The organism is Rhizobium chutanense, assembly GCF_002531935.1.
Lineage (GTDB): Bacteria > Pseudomonadota > Alphaproteobacteria > Rhizobiales > Rhizobiaceae > Rhizobium > Rhizobium chutanense.
Window position 1 is genome coordinate 40,055 of the sequence record NZ_NWSV01000029.1, and the last position, 16,037, is coordinate 56,091.

Annotated in this window: 14 protein-coding genes, 1 tRNA gene and 1 riboswitch; of the genes, 11 read left to right on the plus strand and 4 right to left on the minus strand. The window is 62.2% G+C overall.

The window, feature by feature from the left end:
* Positions 1 to 531: 531 nt before the first annotated feature.
* The 6 genes from CO666_RS28325 to phoB all read left to right on the plus strand — a co-directional run bounded on the left by CO666_RS28325 (position 532) and on the right by phoB (position 6,952).
* A complete protein-coding gene (locus CO666_RS28325; RefSeq protein WP_097615343.1) occupies positions 532 to 1,566 on the plus strand; it encodes a substrate-binding domain-containing protein in 1,035 nt (344 codons plus the stop codon).
* A 166-nt stretch (positions 1,567 to 1,732) separates the two neighbouring features.
* On the plus strand, positions 1,733 to 3,214 hold the full coding sequence (gene pstC, locus CO666_RS28330) for a phosphate ABC transporter permease subunit PstC (protein ID WP_097615344.1): 1,482 nt from the start codon (positions 1,733 to 1,735) through the stop codon (positions 3,212 to 3,214).
* Positions 3,211 to 4,533, plus strand: a complete 1,323-nt coding sequence (gene pstA, locus CO666_RS28335) for a phosphate ABC transporter permease PstA (RefSeq protein ID WP_097615345.1) — start codon at positions 3,211 to 3,213, stop codon at positions 4,531 to 4,533. The genes pstC and pstA overlap by 4 nt, the downstream gene beginning before the upstream one ends.
* Positions 4,534 to 4,548: 15 nt before the next feature.
* Positions 4,549 to 5,364, plus strand: a complete 816-nt coding sequence (gene pstB / locus CO666_RS28340) for a phosphate ABC transporter ATP-binding protein PstB (RefSeq protein WP_097615346.1) — start codon at positions 4,549 to 4,551, stop codon at positions 5,362 to 5,364.
* Between the two features lie 44 nt (positions 5,365 to 5,408).
* Positions 5,409 to 6,122 (plus strand): phosphate signaling complex protein PhoU, encoded by a 714-nt coding sequence (gene phoU / locus CO666_RS28345; RefSeq protein WP_097615347.1) that lies wholly within the window; start codon positions 5,409 to 5,411, stop codon positions 6,120 to 6,122.
* A gap of 146 nt (positions 6,123 to 6,268) precedes the next feature.
* Entirely contained in the window at positions 6,269 to 6,952 is a 684-nt protein-coding gene (phoB, locus tag CO666_RS28350; protein ID WP_010068798.1) for a phosphate regulon transcriptional regulator PhoB, read from the plus strand.
* 433 nt (positions 6,953 to 7,385) lie between these two features.
* Here phoB and CO666_RS28360 read toward each other — a convergent pair whose 3' ends face one another.
* Positions 7,386 to 7,922, minus strand: a complete 537-nt coding sequence (locus CO666_RS28360; protein WP_097615349.1) for a GcrA family cell cycle regulator — start codon at positions 7,920 to 7,922, stop codon at positions 7,386 to 7,388.
* Between the two features lie 425 nt (positions 7,923 to 8,347).
* Between CO666_RS28360 and CO666_RS28365 the strand changes: the two genes are divergently transcribed.
* The 3 genes from CO666_RS28365 (at position 8,348) to CO666_RS28375 (ending at position 11,581) form a co-directional block, all read left to right on the plus strand.
* Positions 8,348 to 9,547, plus strand: a complete 1,200-nt coding sequence (locus CO666_RS28365; RefSeq protein WP_097615350.1) for an aspartate aminotransferase family protein — start codon at positions 8,348 to 8,350, stop codon at positions 9,545 to 9,547.
* A gap of 36 nt (positions 9,548 to 9,583) precedes the next feature.
* A complete protein-coding gene (gene argF / locus CO666_RS28370; protein ID WP_097615351.1) occupies positions 9,584 to 10,498 on the plus strand; it encodes an ornithine carbamoyltransferase in 915 nt (304 codons plus the stop codon).
* A gap of 90 nt (positions 10,499 to 10,588) precedes the next feature.
* Positions 10,589 to 11,581, plus strand: coding sequence for an Hsp33 family molecular chaperone (locus CO666_RS28375; RefSeq protein ID WP_097615352.1), 993 nt, complete (start codon positions 10,589 to 10,591; stop codon positions 11,579 to 11,581).
* 212 nt (positions 11,582 to 11,793) lie between these two features.
* On the opposite strand, the gene apaG is transcribed toward CO666_RS28375, so the two are convergent.
* The gene (gene apaG / locus CO666_RS28380; protein ID WP_097615353.1) at positions 11,794 to 12,186 is read right to left on the minus strand and encodes a Co2+/Mg2+ efflux protein ApaG; all 393 of its coding nucleotides are present in this window, start codon (positions 12,184 to 12,186) and stop codon (positions 11,794 to 11,796) included.
* Between the two features lie 219 nt (positions 12,187 to 12,405).
* Positions 12,406 to 13,590, minus strand: a complete 1,185-nt coding sequence (locus CO666_RS28385; RefSeq protein WP_097615354.1) for an O-succinylhomoserine sulfhydrylase — start codon at positions 13,588 to 13,590, stop codon at positions 12,406 to 12,408.
* Positions 13,591 to 13,632: 42 nt separating this feature from the next.
* Positions 13,633 to 13,711: riboswitch (SAM riboswitch) on the minus strand.
* 73 nt (positions 13,712 to 13,784) lie between these two features.
* On the opposite strand from CO666_RS28385, the gene CO666_RS28390 reads away from it, so the two are divergent.
* Both CO666_RS28390 and CO666_RS28395 read left to right on the plus strand, forming a co-directional pair.
* A complete protein-coding gene (locus CO666_RS28390; RefSeq protein ID WP_179869776.1) occupies positions 13,785 to 14,879 on the plus strand; it encodes a 2'-deoxycytidine 5'-triphosphate deaminase in 1,095 nt (364 codons plus the stop codon).
* A 47-nt stretch (positions 14,880 to 14,926) separates the two neighbouring features.
* Positions 14,927 to 15,000, plus strand: a tRNA-Gly gene (locus tag CO666_RS28395).
* A gap of 36 nt (positions 15,001 to 15,036) precedes the next feature.
* On the opposite strand, the gene CO666_RS28400 is transcribed toward CO666_RS28395, so the two are convergent.
* The gene (locus tag CO666_RS28400) at positions 15,037 to 16,002 is read right to left on the minus strand and encodes a helix-turn-helix domain-containing protein (RefSeq protein WP_245436882.1); all 966 of its coding nucleotides are present in this window, start codon (positions 16,000 to 16,002) and stop codon (positions 15,037 to 15,039) included.
* Positions 16,003 to 16,037 lie beyond the last annotated feature (35 nt).

The window sequence follows — 16,037 nt, forward strand, 5'->3', positions numbered from 1 at the left end:
GGCGGATGAGGGGGCCACACGACACATCCTTCACCTAAAATCTATTCCGGCACGCGGCCGGCAGTGGCGCCATTTGGAAAGGCCTGTTTCGCGGCCCCCTCATCCGCCCTACGGGCACCTTCTCCCCGCTGGGGAGAAGAGGGAGTCGGGACGCCGCGGCTTGTCCCTTCGCCCCGTTTACAAGGGTCGGAAAGCGGTGCTGGCAGGCGGATGCAAAATTTCACAGAACGACCTTGATAAAAGGACGCAGGCAGAAAACCACCGCCCATCCTACCCGTTGCCGATATGTGACCGGTTTTTACAACGCGAGGTAGATTGACCGCCGAACCTTGCCATTCTCCGACGCGATCGGCTGGTAGAGTTAAAATTTCCATTTATAAATCAAACATATAGACTGTCACAAATGTTTCACCGATTTGACATAAAAGGACGGTGCTTAAAGCGCTAAGAGAGTCCCGCCGATGAAAAAAGGCACTGCGAGGGCCTCTCTACAGGCCGCACTCACACAAGCCCAATGCCGGGAGATTTCTAATGAACACCTTCAAGCTCACCGTTGCCGCACTCGCTGCAACCGCTGCTTTCGCTGGCGCTGCCGTCGCCCGCGACCAGATTCAGGTTGCTGGTTCGTCCACCGTCCTGCCTTACGCAAAGATCGTTGCCGAATCCTTCGGCGAAACCTTCACCAACTTCAAGACGCCGGTCGTTGAATCCGGCGGCACGGGCGCTGGTCTGAAGGAATTCTGCAAGGGCGTCGGCGAAGACACCATCGACATTGCCAACGCTTCGCGCCCGATCAACAAGAACGAAGCCGAAGCTTGCAAGGCAGCCGGCGTGACCGACATTCAGGAAGTCAAGATCGGTTATGACGGCATCGTCTTCGCAACCGACGCTTCCAACCCGGATGTTGCCTACGTTCCCGCAGACATCTACAAGGCCCTCGCAGCCCAGGTCGTCGTCGACGGCAAGCTCGTCGCCAACCCCTACAAGAAGTGGTCGGAAGTCAACCCGAAGCTTCCGGCTGTTGATATCGCTGCCTACATCCCGGGCGAAAAGCACGGCACCCGCGAAGTCTTCGAACAGAACGTTCTCGCCGCCGGCTGCAAGGCCTCGGGCGCTGTCGACGTCATCGCCAAGGAAATCTCCGACAAGGCCGCCCAGGGCAAGGCCTGCGTCGCAGTCCGCAAGGACGGCGCTGCAGTCGACATCGACGGCGACTATCCGGAAACCCTCGCACGCATCGCCGCTAACAAGACCGGCGTCGGCGTCTTCGGCCTTTCCTTCTATGAAAACAATGCCGACAAGCTCAAGGTTGCCAGCGTGAACGGCATCGTTCCGTCGACCGAAACCATTGCCAACGGCACCTACCCGGTTTCCCGCCCGCTGTTCTTCTACGTCAAGAAGGCACATCTCGGCGCCGTTCCGGGCCTGAAGGAATATGTCAACTTCTTCGTATCCGACCAGATGATCGGCCCCGACGGCCCGCTGGCTGAATACGGCCTGGTTGCCGCTCCGGATGCCGAGCGCGACGCGATCCGCAAGGACGTCGAAGCCGGTAAGTCCATGTAATGACTTTGCCGGCGCGGTGCTTCAAAGCCCGCGCCGGCATTGCCTTATCCCCCGCGCGACCGATGTTTGGGTGCTGCAGGGTTGAATTCATTCCGCATGATTGGAAGCTGAAGGCGGCGGATGACGCTGCCGGGCTTTGGGGGCTACGGGCCTGGGGACGTAACGAATGAGCACATCCATCATACTATTGTGCCTTGTGGTGATCGGTGCCGCCGCCTATCTGGTCGCGCGCAGCCGGGCCGCGGCACTTGCCGGCGGCAGATCCTCGGCTTTGCATTCGCGGCCGGCCTATTACGGCGCCTATGCGGCGATCTGGGCCGTTCTTCCCGCCCTCATCGTCCTCTGCGTCTGGCTCTCGATCAGCCCTGGCATCATCCAGTCCGCCGTTCGCGGCGCCTTTCCTGCCGAGGTCAAGGCGCAAGCCGCCGTCGAGCAGGATCTCGGCTATTCGATGGTGGCGACGGTCGCCCGTGGCCTGACGATGCTGACGGCGGATGAAACCGCGGCACTCGCCGGCGATCCGGCCGCCCTTCAGGCCAAGCTCAGCGAAAAGGGCGTGCCGCTTGCCGGCCAGCCCCAGCCTTACATGCTCGACGCCGCCAAGACGCTCAACGCCATGAGCGCGACGAGCCGGCTTGCCATGACGGCGGTCGTCTTCATTCTGGCTGTTTCAGGCGCCTTCTATGCGCTGCGCGCCATCGCCCCACGCTTCCGTGCCCGCAACCGGGTCGAGCGCGTCATGCTCTGGGGCCTGCTGCTTGCCTCTTCGATCGCCATCCTGACGACGATCGGCATCGTGCTCTCCATGCTGTCGGAAGCCGCCCGCTTCTTTGCCGCCGTTCCCGCCGCCGACTTCTTCTTCGGCACCGTCTGGGATCCGCGTTTTGCCGGCGCCGGCAGCTCGTCCTTCGGCCAGTTCGGCCTGATCCCGCTCCTGCTCGGCACGCTCTATATCGGCCTCGTCGCCATGCTGGTCGCCGTCCCCGTCGGCCTTTTTGCCGCCATCTACATGGCCGAATACGCCTCGCCGAAGCTGCGCGGCGTCGCCAAGCCGCTGCTCGAAGTGCTGGCCGGCATCCCGACGATCGTCTACGGCTTCTTCGCGCTCGTCACCGTCGGCCCGTTCCTGCGCGATTTCTCGGCTGAGATCAGCGGCCTGCTCTCCGGCAGCTACACCAACTTCATTCAGGCACAGAGCGTTCTGACCGCCGGCATCGTCATGGGCATCATGCTGATCCCTTACGTTTCCTCGCTGTCGGACGATATCATCACCGCCGTGCCACGCGCCCTGCGTGACGGTTCGCTCGGGCTCGGCGCCACCCGCTCCGAAACCATCAAGAAGGTGGTCCTGCCGGCCGCTCTTCCCGGCATTGTCGGCGCGCTGCTGATGACGGCCTCGCGCGCCATCGGCGAAACCATGATCGTCGTGCTGGCCGCCGGTGTCGCCGCCCGCATCCAGATCAATCCCTTCGAGCCGATGACGACGGTGACCGTCAAGATCGTCAACCAGCTGACGGGCGACCTCGAGTTCACCTCGCCGCAGACGCTGGTTGCCTTCGCGCTTGGCATCACGCTGTTCTGCATCACGCTTTGCCTCAACATCTATGCGCTCTACATCGTGCGCAAATACCGGGAGCAGTACGAATGACGGATATTGTTTCTCCCACATCAGGCGTCACCGTCTCCAAGGCGCCGGCACGCCGCGATATCGGCATCAAGCGCCGCTACGCCGCCGAGCGCCGGTTCCAGGCCTATGGCATCGCCGCCATCACCTTCGGTCTCGTCTTCCTGTTCATCCTGCTATGGACGGTGATCGGCAAGGGCTACACCGCCTTCCAGCAGACGGCGATCACCCTGCCGATCGAATTCACCGAGAAGACGATCGACCCGAACAACAAGCGTGCGACCGACCCCTCGGTGCTGGTCGCCGCCAATTACCCGGTTCTCCTGCGCGACGCGATCGTCAAGCAGCTTGGTATCAACGCTTCGAGCCGCCCTGATGTCCGCGATGCAACGGCCATGCTCTCCAAGGGTGCGCCGATCCAGCTGCGCGATATGGTCGTCGCCGATCCCTCCATCATCGGCAAGACGGTCAATGTCACGGTGCTCGCCGATGCCAATATCGACAGCGCCAACAAGGGCCAGATCGACCTCACGGTCGATGAGAAGAACCGCAAGGTCAACGACAAGCAGGTCAGCTGGATGAACGAGCTGAAGGCGAGCGGCGCTCTGACCAAGCAGTTCAACACCGGCCTCTTCGTCAACGGCAATTCCAGCCGTCCGGAGGCCGCGGGCCTTGGCGTCGCCCTCATCGGCTCGCTCTACCTGATGCTGATCGTGCTGGTGCTCTCCCTGCCGATCGGTGTCGCCGCCTCGATCTATCTCGAGGAGTTCGCGCCGAAGAACCGGCTGACGGATCTGATCGAGGTCAACATCAATAACCTCGCTGCCGTCCCCTCGATCGTCTACGGCCTGCTCGGCCTCTCCGTCTTCATCAATTTCGTCGGCCTGCCGCGCTCGGCTTCGCTGGTCGGCGGCCTGGTGCTGACGCTGATGACCCTGCCGACGATCATCATCGCGACGCGCGCGGCTCTGCGCGCCGTGCCGCCGTCGATCCGCGCCGCAGCCCTTGGTCTCGGCGCCTCGAAGATGCAGATGGTCTTCCACCATGTTCTGCCGCTCGCCATGCCCGGCATCCTCACCGGCACGATCATCGGCCTGGCGCACGCGCTCGGCGAAACCGCGCCGCTGCTGCTGATCGGCATGGTCGCCTTCGTCGCCAACGCGCCGACCACACCGCTCGATCCCTCGACGGCCCTGCCCGTGCAGGTTTATATGTGGGCCAACGAGGCGGAACGCGCCTTCGTCGAGCGGACTTCGGGTGCCATCATCGTCCTGCTCCTGTTCCTGATCGTCATGAACATGGGCGCCATCCTCTTGCGTCGTCGCTTCGAGCGCCGCTGGTAAACGGAGTTAAACATCATGAACATGTTGACCGAAGCTGCAGTTGAAAAGGCGCTGGATCAGAAGATGAGCAACGTCCCGTATAAAATGATCGGACAGGATGTCTCGGTTTACTACGGCGAGAAGCGGGCGCTTTTCGATGTGAACCTGAACATTCGCGAAAACACCGTCACCGCGCTGATCGGCCCGTCGGGCTGCGGCAAGTCGACCTTCCTGCGCAGCCTCAACCGCATGAACGACACGATCGACGGCTGCCGCGTCACCGGCAAGATCACGCTCGACACCGACGATATCTATGATCCCGATATCGACGTCGTCGAACTTCGCGCCCGCGTCGGCATGGTCTTCCAGAAGCCGAACCCCTTCCCGAAGTCGATCTATGAAAACGTCTCCTACGGCCCGCGCATCCATGGCCTGGCCAAGTCGAAGGCCGATCTCGACCAGATCGTCGAGACCAGCCTGCAGCGCGCCGGCCTCTGGAACGAGGTCAAGGACCGCGTGCATGAATCCGGCACGGGTCTCTCGGGCGGTCAGCAGCAGCGCCTCTGCATAGCGCGCGCCGTCGCCGTCAGCCCTGAGGTCATCCTGATGGACGAGCCCTGCTCGGCGCTCGACCCGATCGCCACCGCCAAGGTCGAGGAGCTGATCCACGAGTTGCGCGAGAACTACACGATCGTCATCGTCACCCATTCCATGCAGCAGGCCGCGCGTGTCTCGCAGCGCACAGCCATGTTCCACCTCGGCAACCTGGTCGAGGAGAACGACACCGACAAGATGTTCACCAATCCCGACGATCCGCGCACCCAGGACTACATCATGGGTCGCTTCGGCTGATTTTGGCGACAGCAAGCCTTCCCGTTATTCGAGGATAAAGCCCCATGGCATCGACACATATTTATTCTGCCTATGATGATGATCTGAAGTTCCTCTCCAGGCGGATTTCCGAAATGGGCGGCCTGGCCGAGCAGATGGTCGCCGAATCCGTCCGGGCGCTGGTCAACGGCGACACCGCGCTGGCCCAGAAGGTCATCTCCGACGACGTGATCCTCGATCACGCCGAACGTGAAATCGGCGACAAGGCGATCGTCACCATCGCCCGCCGTCAGCCGATGGCAGCGGACCTGCGCGAAATCATGGGCTCGATCCGCATCGCCGGCGATCTCGAACGCGTCGGCGACCTCGGCAAGAACACCGCCAAGCGCGTCATCGCCGTCCAGAGCACCGGCGTTCCCCGCAAGCTCGCCCGCGGCCTGGAGCATCTCTCCGAACTGGCGCTCGTCCAGCTCAAGGAAGTGCTCGACGTCTACACCAATCGCTCGGCCGACAAGGCGAATGCGATCCGTGAGCGCGACAACGAGATCGACGCGATGTACACCTCGCTGTTCCGCGAACTCCTGACCTACATGATGGAAGATCCGCGCAACATCACCAGCTGCACGCATCTTCTCTTCTGCGCCAAGAACATCGAGCGCATCGGCGACCACGCCACCAACATCGCCGAGACGATCTTCTACATGGCGACAGGCGCGCAGCCGGAAGGCGATCGTCCGAAGGACGACAGCGCCAACACCGTCGGCGCGGCCACTGAATAATCGCCCGGGCCAGGCCCGCACCCGTCAATTGCGTGCGCGCCCGGCCGGGCGCGCAAAGAGGTCGCAGCCAATTTTCTGAATTTGCGCAGGATGCATTGCTTAAATCACCCCCGGTTTAAGGATCATGCGCGAGGAGACCGACACGCATGATCCCGAGAGTTGCAGTTGTTGAAGACGAAGAGGCCCTCAGCGTGCTTCTTCGCTACAATCTCGAAGCGGAAGGCTTCGAGGTCGATACCATCCTTCGTGGCGACGAAGCCGAAATGCGGCTTCAGGAGCGCACGCCCGATCTTCTCATCCTCGATTGGATGCTGCCCGGCGTCTCCGGCATCGAGCTCTGCCGCCGCCTGCGCATGCGGCCGGAAACCGAGCGCCTGCCGATCATCATGCTGACGGCGCGCGGCGAAGAGAGCGAGCGTGTCCGCGGCCTTTCGACGGGCGCCGACGATTATGTCGTCAAGCCCTTCTCGACCCCCGAGCTCGTTGCCCGCGTCAAGGCGATGTTGCGCCGCGCCCGCCCGGAGGTGTTGTCGACCGTGCTGAAATGCGGCGATATCGAGCTCGACCGCGAAACCCATCGCGTCCACCGCAAGAGCCGCGAAGTCCGCCTCGGCCCGACCGAATTCCGCCTGCTGGAATTCCTGATGTCGTCGCCCGGCCGGGTCTTCTCCCGCTCGCAGCTCTTGGACGGCGTCTGGGGCCACGACATCTATGTCGACGAACGCACCGTCGACGTCCATGTCGGCCGCCTGCGCAAGGCGCTGAATTTCTCCAACATGCAGGACGTCATCCGCACCGTCCGCGGCGCCGGTTATTCGATGGAAGCCTGAGGGCCGCTAGTGACCGTATGCAGCGGTTTTGCGCCCGCTTCAGGCCGGTTCATTGCGTTGCTGCTTGCGGAGTCAAACGTCTATTTGGCGCGCGTTGCGGTACTTGCTGCGTGGTTCCCCCAATACTCCGTCATCCTCGGGCTCGACCCGAGGATCCAGACGGCATCCGCAAACGTCAGAGGCGTGGATCCTCGGCTCAAGGCCGAGGATGACGGAGAGTGGGGTGGCTTTCTCGCCAAATTCGCTCCCGGGCCAGCGGATGGCGCATCCCTGCCGTGTCTCTGGTCTCCCTGCGCCGTAATCGTGCCTTCCTCGTGACAGAGGAGGCGCCACCTCGCCCTCCGTCATGCTGAGGCTGACCCGAGAGCCTCTACTCCAATCATAAAAAAACGGGCCGTTCGGCCCGTTTCTCATGTCCAGCGATGCTACCCGCTCAGCCAACCCGCGCTGCTGCCCGGCGGCGTTCGTTGACCGGCTGGTAGGCGAGTTTCTGGTGATAGCTGCAATAGGGTGAATTGTCGGGGGATTCGCAGCCGCAGAAGTGGAAGTCATCCTTCAGCGGATCGCCGACCGGCCACTTGCAGGTGCGTTCGGTCAGTTCCGTCAGGCCGAGGCGGCGCGAGATCGGCACGACCACGTTGCCCTTCGGCACATATTCCATTTCCTCGACCGTTTCGATCTCGATCTCTTCCTTCAGCATCGTCGCGCCCTGCTGGCGGGTAACGGTGCGGGTGGTGGTGATGCGAGAGGCATAGTTCGGTGCGCGCGGCGCCGATGTGGTGCGCTTCGGCGTTCGCGCCGCGGTGTTCGTGCCGCCGGCCTTGGCGCGGCCCGGCAGGCTCAGCCTGTGTACCTTGCCGATAACAGCGTTTCTGCTGACGCCGCCAAGTTGTGCCGCGATCTGGCTGGCGCTCAGTCCTTCGGCCCAAAGCTTCTTGAGTTTCTCGACCCGCTCGTCTGTCCAGTTCATGCCCTGTCTCCACCTTTCGCGTTGGTGATGGCAGAATCCCTCACCGTTGTCCCGGAAGGCTCCGAAACAAGAAACGCCCGATCAATTTTGGTGACTAGTTCCGCCGCATGCAGTCTAGTAATTGAACTTTAACCTAGTGTGAGCCTGACTCCCTGACAAGAGTCGCGGGAATCCGGATGAATCGAATTCCGAGTTTTCCCCAACTTGCTGCCCCGGCGTGTCATTTCTGCAATAATGCCTGTTGAAGACTGAAAATGCCGCTGTACACCCTTGCTGCATGCGCTAAGGGCGCAGTTTTGTTGACATTGCAGCGCGAAAAGGAAATAGTGCCAGTCGCCGCCGCAAGGCGGCATTTTTGATTTTTCGGGCCTGGTTTTCTTAGCCGGAGTCAGTCGCCCCATAACTTTAGATCGGGAGATCGCGCCATGGCTGAAGCCGCGCCGCTTTATGACACCTATTCTCGTGCCCCGCTGCGGTTCGAGCGAGGCGAGGGCGTGTGGCTGATCACCGAAAGCGGCGAGCGATATCTCGATTTCGGCGCCGGCGTCGCCGTCACCTCGGTCGGCCATAGCAATCCGCATGTGGTGGGCGCACTGAAGGAGCAGGCCGACAAGGTCTGGCACCTCTCCAATATCTATGAGATCCCTGGCCAGGAGCGTCTGGCCAAACGGCTGACGGACGCCACCTTCGCCGACAAGGTGTTCTTCACCAATTCGGGCGCCGAGGCGCTCGAATGCGCGATCAAGACGGCGCGCCGCTACCAGTTTTCCAAGGGCCATCCCGAGCGCTTCCATATCATCACCTTCGAAGGCGCCTTCCACGGGCGCACGCTCGCGACGATCGCCGCCGGCGGCCAGGAGAAATATCTCGAAGGCTTCGGCCCCAAGGCGCCGGGTTTCGATCAGGTGGCGTTCGGCGATATCGAAGCGGTGCGTGCCGCGATCACCGATGCCACGGCCGGAATTCTGATCGAGCCGGTGCAGGGCGAGGGCGGCGTGCGCCCCGCCACCCCCGAATTCATGAAGGCGCTGCGCCAGATCTGCGACGAACACGGCCTGCTGCTGATCCTCGACGAGGTCCAGACCGGGGTCGGGCGCACCGGCAAGCTCTTCGCCCATGAATGGTCGGGCGTCACCCCCGACATCATGGCGGTCGCCAAGGGCATCGGCGGCGGGTTCCCGCTCGGCGCCTGCCTTGCCACGGCAGAGGCTGCCTCCGGCATGAAGGCCGGCACGCATGGCTCGACCTATGGCGGCAATCCGCTCGCCATGGCCGTCGGCAGCGCCGTGCTCGACATCATCCTCGCCGACGGCTTCCTCCAGCAGGTGCGCGACGTCGCCCTTGTTTTCCGCCAAGGCCTCGCCTCGCTCAAGGATCGTTATCCCGATGTGATCGAGGATATCAGGGGCGAGGGGCTGTTGCTCGGCGTCAAGGCCGCCATTCCCTCGGCCGAACTGCTGCAGGCGATCCGCGCCGCCCATCTGCTCGGCGTACCCGCCGGCGACAACGTCATCCGCCTTCTTCCGCCCCTCGTCGTCACCGCCGAGGAAGCCCGCGAGGGCCTTGCCCGCCTCGAGCGCGCTGCCGAGAGCATCCGCGCCGCCAAGGTCAAGAAGACGGCTTGAAAGGATTGCGCCTTCGGGCGCACGACAGGTAAGAACATGGCACCTAAACATTTCCTCGATCTTTCGGCGGTCTCCTCGGCCGATCTCAGAACCATCATGAACGATGCGCTCGCCCGCAAGCAGGCCTTCAAATCAGGCACGGGCGACAAGCCGCTCGCCGGCAAGATGCTGGCGATGATCTTCGAAAAGCCGTCGACGCGCACCCGCGTCTCCTTCGATGTCGGCATGCGCCAGCTCGGCGGCGAAACGCTGTTCCTGTCCGGCACCGAGATGCAGCTCGGCCGGGCCGAGACGATCGGCGACACCGCCAAGGTGCTGTCGCGTTATGTCGATGCGATCATGATCCGCACCACCGAGCATTCGCGCCTGCTGGAGCTCGCCGAGCACGCGACCGTGCCGGTGATCAATGCGCTGACGGATGATACCCATCCCTGCCAGATCATGGCCGATATCATGACCTTCGAAGAGCATCGCGGCCCGATCAAGGGCAAGACCATCGCCTGGACCGGCGACGGCAACAATGTGCTGCATTCGCTGGTCGAAGGGGCCGCGCGCTTCGGCTATCGCATGAACATGGCCGTGCCCCTTGGTTCGGAGCCAAAGGATCACTATCTGAACTGGGCCCGCAATGAGGGCGCCGAAATCATGCTCTGCCATGATGCCGACCGTGCGGTCGAAGGCGTCGATTGCGTGGTGACCGATACCTGGGTCTCCATGAATCAGGAACATCGGGCCCGGGGTCACAATGTCTTCCAGCCTTACCAGGTCAACGCGGCCTTGATGGCGAAAGCAGGCAATGATGCATTGTTCATGCATTGCCTGCCGGCTCATCGCGGTGAGGAAGTGACGGATGAGGTGATCGACGGTCCGCAATCCGTGGTCTTCGATGAAGCGGAAAACCGTCTTCATGCGCAGAAGTCGATTCTTGCTTGGTGCCTGGGCGCGATCTGAACCATAATCGGATGCCGCGAGTCATCGACCCGCGGCCGCGCGAGCGAAGGGCACGCTGCCCCGTCGCTCGCGAAAACCAGGAGTAAAGCCATGGCAGAAGCTGCAGCCGCCCTCGGCCAGTTCGATTTCGCCGGCGATGACCATGTCGTCCCCTTTCAGGTGGAGGGGCTTGACGTGCGCGGCCGCGCCGTCCAGCTCGGCCCGATGCTCGATGCGATCCTCGAGCGCCATCATTATCCCGCCCCCGTTGCCCGGCTGCTTGCCGAAGTCGTCGTCTTGACGGTGCTGCTCGGCACTTCGCTGAAATTCGACGGCAAGTTCACGGTGCAGACCAAGGGCGATGGCCCGGTCGATCTTCTCGTCGCCGATTTCTCGACGCCGGAAAATGTCCGCGCCTATGCCCGTTTCGATCAGGCGCTGCTCAACAAGGCGATTGCCGCGGGCGAAACCGAGCCGGAGCAATTGCTCGGCTGCGGCGTGCTCGCCTTCACCATCGACCAGGGCAAGTTCGGCCAGCCCTACCAGGGCATCGTCGAGCTCGACGGCACCTCGCTGGAGGAGATTGCCGGCGTCTATTTCCGCCAGTCGGAGCAGATCCCGACCCGCGTGCGCCTGGCCGCAGCCGAACTCTTCGATCGTGACGAGGCCGGCAAGCCGCGCCATCGCTGGCGGGCAGGCGGCCTCGTCGCCCAGTTCCTGCCGGAGGCGCCGGAACGCATGCGCCGGCCCGATCTCCACGGCGGCGACGGCGACACCGGCAGCCGCCTGCATGGTGAGGACGATGCCTGGCTCGAAGCCCGTTCGCTGGTCGAGACCATCGACGCCGATGAACTGACCGACCCGCTTGTCGGGACCGAGCGGCTGCTGTTTCGCCTGTTCCATGAGCGCGGCGTGCGCGTCTACGAACCCCGCGCCGTCTTCGACCGCTGCAGCTGCTCGCGGGAAAAGATCGGCGGCGTGCTGAAGGGCTTTTCGGCCGAGGAGATCGAGGCCAGCCAGGAAAATGGCGAAATATCAGTCACCTGCGAATTCTGCTCGACCACCTACCGCTTCGAAACGACTGAGCTTCAGCCGGCGGAGTAGGGCCGGTTCGGACCCGCAAGATGCCCCTCACCCTAACCCTCTCCCCGTAAACGGGGCGAGGGGACGTGCCCTGTGAAAGGTGGCGTGGGACGGAGAGGTTGCGGCTTGGTCCCTTCGCCCCGTTTACGGGGAGAAGGTGCCGGCAGGCGGATGAGGGGCGGGCCCCCGGCAATCTCCGGGCCGAAGTGTCCTACCGCCTGTGGCGTTACACGTCAGTTCAGCACGCGCAGCAGCCCCGGAGAATCCAGCGAGAAGGCGGGAATGTCGACATCGAACATCTCGCCTTCGTCGGTTTCCATCTGGTAATGGCCGAACATCAGGCCGGAGGGGGTGTCGAGCGGGCAGCCGGAGGAATATTCGTAGGTGTCGCCGGGGCTGAGCCGCGGCTGTTCGCCGACGACGCCGGGGCCGGTCACCTCGTCCACCACGCCGTTCTGGTCGGTGATGTTCCAGTAGCGGTTGACCAGGCGAACGGCGATGGCGGAATTGTTGCTGATGACAATCCGGTAGCCCCAGACATAGCGATCGTCTTCCGGATCGGATTGCTCCTCCAGATAGAATGGCTCGACGACGACTTCGATATCCTTTGTGAGGGCGCGATACATGCCTTGCACCTTAGTCAAGATATGTTACCCATATCTTATAAGAGGCCCTGTCCGTCAAGAAACGGAACGTTGATCCGCGATGAAACAGCTATGATCGAAAGGTTTTTCGATCATTAAGCCTAATTCTCAGTGTTAATTTACTTCGCAACGCCGCCACAGGCGAACGTGTCCGAATGCAGCGGCCGGATTCGGATGAAGTCCGGCCGCTGTATCAGTCGATCAGGCCGAAACCTTGGCAAGCGCTTTCGCAAAATCCTCGATCAGGTCGTCGGTATCCTCGATGCCGGCCGAAAGCCGCACCGTGCCGGGAGAGATGCCGAGTTCGGCGCGCGCCTCTTCCGTCAGGTTCTTGTGCGTCGTCGTGGCCGGATGGGTGATCAGGCTCTTGCTGTCGCCGAGATTGTTGGAGATCTTGACGATATCGAGCGCGTTCTGCAGCGCGAAGGCCGCCTCCTTGCCGCCCTTCAGCTCGAAGCAGACCAGCGTCGAGCCGCCGGTCATCTGCCTGGCGATGATATCGGCCTGCGGATGGTCCTTGCGGCCGGGATAGATCACCTTGGCGACCTTGCTCTGCTCGGCCAGGAAATCGGCGATCTTCGCCGCATTCTCGGTCTGCTGGCGCACCCTGAGCGGCAGCGTCTCGATGCCCTTCAGCAGCGTCCAGGCGTTGAACGGCGACATGGCCGGGCCGGTATGGCGGAAATAGTCGTGCAGGTTCTCGTCGATCCATTCCTTGTCTGAGAGTACGACGCCGCCGAGGCAGCGGCCCTGGCCGTCGATGTGTTTGGTGGCGGAATAGACGACGATATGGGCGCCGAGCTCCAACGGCTTCTGGAACAGCGGCGTGGCGAAGACGTTGTCGACGACGACCTTGGCGCCGATCTGGTTGGCGAGCTTGGCAACGCCTGATATATCGACCACCTCGAGCGTCGGGTTGGTCGGGCTTTCCAGGAAGAACACCTTGGTTTTCGCAGTGATTGCCTTTTCCCAGTTGGCAAGATCGCGGCCGTCGATCAGCGTGCACTCGATCCCGTATTTCGGCGCCAATGTTTCCACAACCCAGCGGCAGGAGCCGAACAGGGCGCGGGCGGCGACGATATGGTCGCCTGATTTCAGCTGGCAGAGGATGGCGGCGGTGACGGCGGCCATGCCGGAGGCGGTGGCGCGGGCGTCTTCGGCACCTTCCAGCATGCACATGCGCTTTTCGAACATGTCGTTGGTGGGGCTGCCGTAGCGGGCATAGATGAAGCCGTCGGTCTCGCCCTTGAAGCGGGCTTCGGCCGCTTCCGAGGTGTCATAAACGAAGCCTTGCGTGAGATAGATTGCCTCGGATGTTTCGCCATATTGCGAACGCAGCGTGCCGCCGTGGACGAGTTGGGTTGCCGGGCGCCAGGTCTTGCTCATGCCATCACCTTCACATAACAAAAAAACCGGTCGCAAAAGCAGACCGGTTTCAACCCGGTCTTTTTAGCCACTTGTTTAACGTGGCTGCAAGCCGACCGGCCAAATCACCACGGGATAATTCTGCAATACTGCTGTTGGCGGCTTGCGTCAATTCCCCGAGTTTGGTTTTGTCGGCGGCAAATGATGGAAGAGGCATGATGGCTCGTGAAACGGGAATTCTGGCGGACCGCGCGATCTCGGCGCTGTTTGAAACGGGGCGTCTGATCTCCGAACGGGAGCTGGACCGCGACCAGATCCAACCGGCAAGCCTCGACCTGCGCTTGGGAAGCAAGGCCTTTCGCGTGCGCGCCTCTTTCATGCCCGGCCCCTCGCATCTGGTGTCGGACAAGCTCGACCGGCTGAGCCTGCATGTGATCGACCTGACGGAAGGCGCGGTGCTCGAAACCGGCTGCGTCTACATCGTGCCGCTGATGGAGAGCCTGGCGCTGCCGGCCGACATGTCGGCCTCGGCCAACCCGAAGAGCTCGACCGGCCGCCTCGATATCTTCACCCGCGTCATCACCGATTACGCCCAGGAATTCGACAAGATCCCGGCAGGTTATGCCGGCCCGCTCTATCTCGAAATCAGCCCGCGCACCTTTCCGATCGTCGTGCGCCGCGGCTCGCGCCTGTCGCAGATCCGCTTCCGTGTCGGCCAGTCCCTGCTCGGCGAGCCGGAACTGCTGAAGCTGCATGAAAGCGAGACGCTGGTGGCGAGCAAGCTGCCGAACGTATCGGGCGGCGGCATCGCGCTGTCGATCGATCTGGCCGGCGACAAGGACGGCCTGATCGGCTATCGCGGCAAACATCACACCGCCGTCGTCGATGTCGACAAGAAGGATCAGCACGACATCTTCGATTTCTGGGAGCCGCTCTATAGCCGCGGCCGCAACGAGCTGATCCTCGATCCCGACGAGTTTTATATCCTCGTCTCGCGCGAGGCCGTGCACGTGCCGCCGGATTATGCTGCCGAGATGACCCCCTTCGATCCGCTGGTCGGCGAATTCCGCGTCCATTATGCCGGCTTCTTCGACCCGGGCTTCGGCCATGCGCCGGCCGGCGGCCGCGGCAGCCGCGCCGTGCTCGAAGTGCGCAGCCACGAAGTGCCCTTCATCCTCGAAGACGGCCAGATCGTCGGCCGCCTGGTCTACGAGCACATGCAGGAAAAACCGATGAGCCTCTACGGCTCCGGCCTCGGCTCCAACTACCAGGCCCAGGGCCTCAAACTCTCGAAGCACTTCCGCATCTGAAACGCGACTTGACAGCGCCCCCCATCTGTTGGAAATCTCAGCGCATCGCGGGTGTAGCTCAATGGTAGAGCAGCAGCTTCCCAAGCTGAATACGAGGGTTCGATTCCCTTCACCCGCTCCATCCATCACCTTCATCGACAGAATAATGCCGAACGGCTTAGAGGCTGCCTCGCCTTATACCGGACTGAGACGAGCCGGCCGAAAACTTTCGCCTGACGCTTTCCCGAGGGCTTTCCCCGTAAGCGGACCGGTATAGTGCAGAAAAGCGGCCGGCGTGGGAGAATCCCCATTTCAGACAGATATCCCTGACGCTCTGCCGGTTCGACCGATCCAGAAGGTCTGATCGAGCGGCCTGCAGTCTCAGCGTTCGCAAGTAACCTGCCGGAGTAGCGTCCTTGAAGGTCCGGAAGCCGGTTTCCAAGGTGCGGACTGAGACGTTGGCCGATTGAGCGATCATCGAAATGGTGATCGGCCTGGCGATATTCGCGTGCATGAAATCTATCGCCCGACGAACATGTCGTGGAGCGGGCATGAACGCAGTCTGCTCCAGTCGCTGAGAGTAGCGATGCGGCACCGATCGAATGAGCAAATGAGTGAGTGCCTGATTGAGGTTGACCATTGCGATCGGCGAATGAAGCAAGATCGCGTCTCCAAGCATGCCGCCGATGATCGTCTCGACGAGATTCTTGATGAGATGTCCGGCGGCACTTGATCCGTCAACCAGGGGTGAGAGGTTCAGCGGTTCGACAAGTGGGGCTTCAAACACCTGCCCGAACGCTTGGCAGATCTGGTTCCAATGCAAGAAGAGTTTCTGTGATCGATGGAACTCTCCCCGCACGAGGAAGCGATCCGCCTCGTGGCTTTGCCCAAGCAGCATCTGGCCCGGTGTCGCTGTTGTCGTGGTTTGCCGTCGCGTCATGCCGGAGATGCCGGTTCGCGGCACGTGGATGGTAAGCCATTCCGGTGTGTCCAGGGTAGCCCAAAGGTTCCACTCTCCATTGCATGCGAGATCGACGACCGTCATCGCGCCGTGAACACGAACATCGGCGGACCAGTGAAAGCCTTCAAGCCTATGGGCCGGCGACGCGTCAAAGTGGGCAGCTCCGATGAATGTTTCCAACATTCCGTCGAAGTCTGCGCCGGCCCATCGTTGCGTCG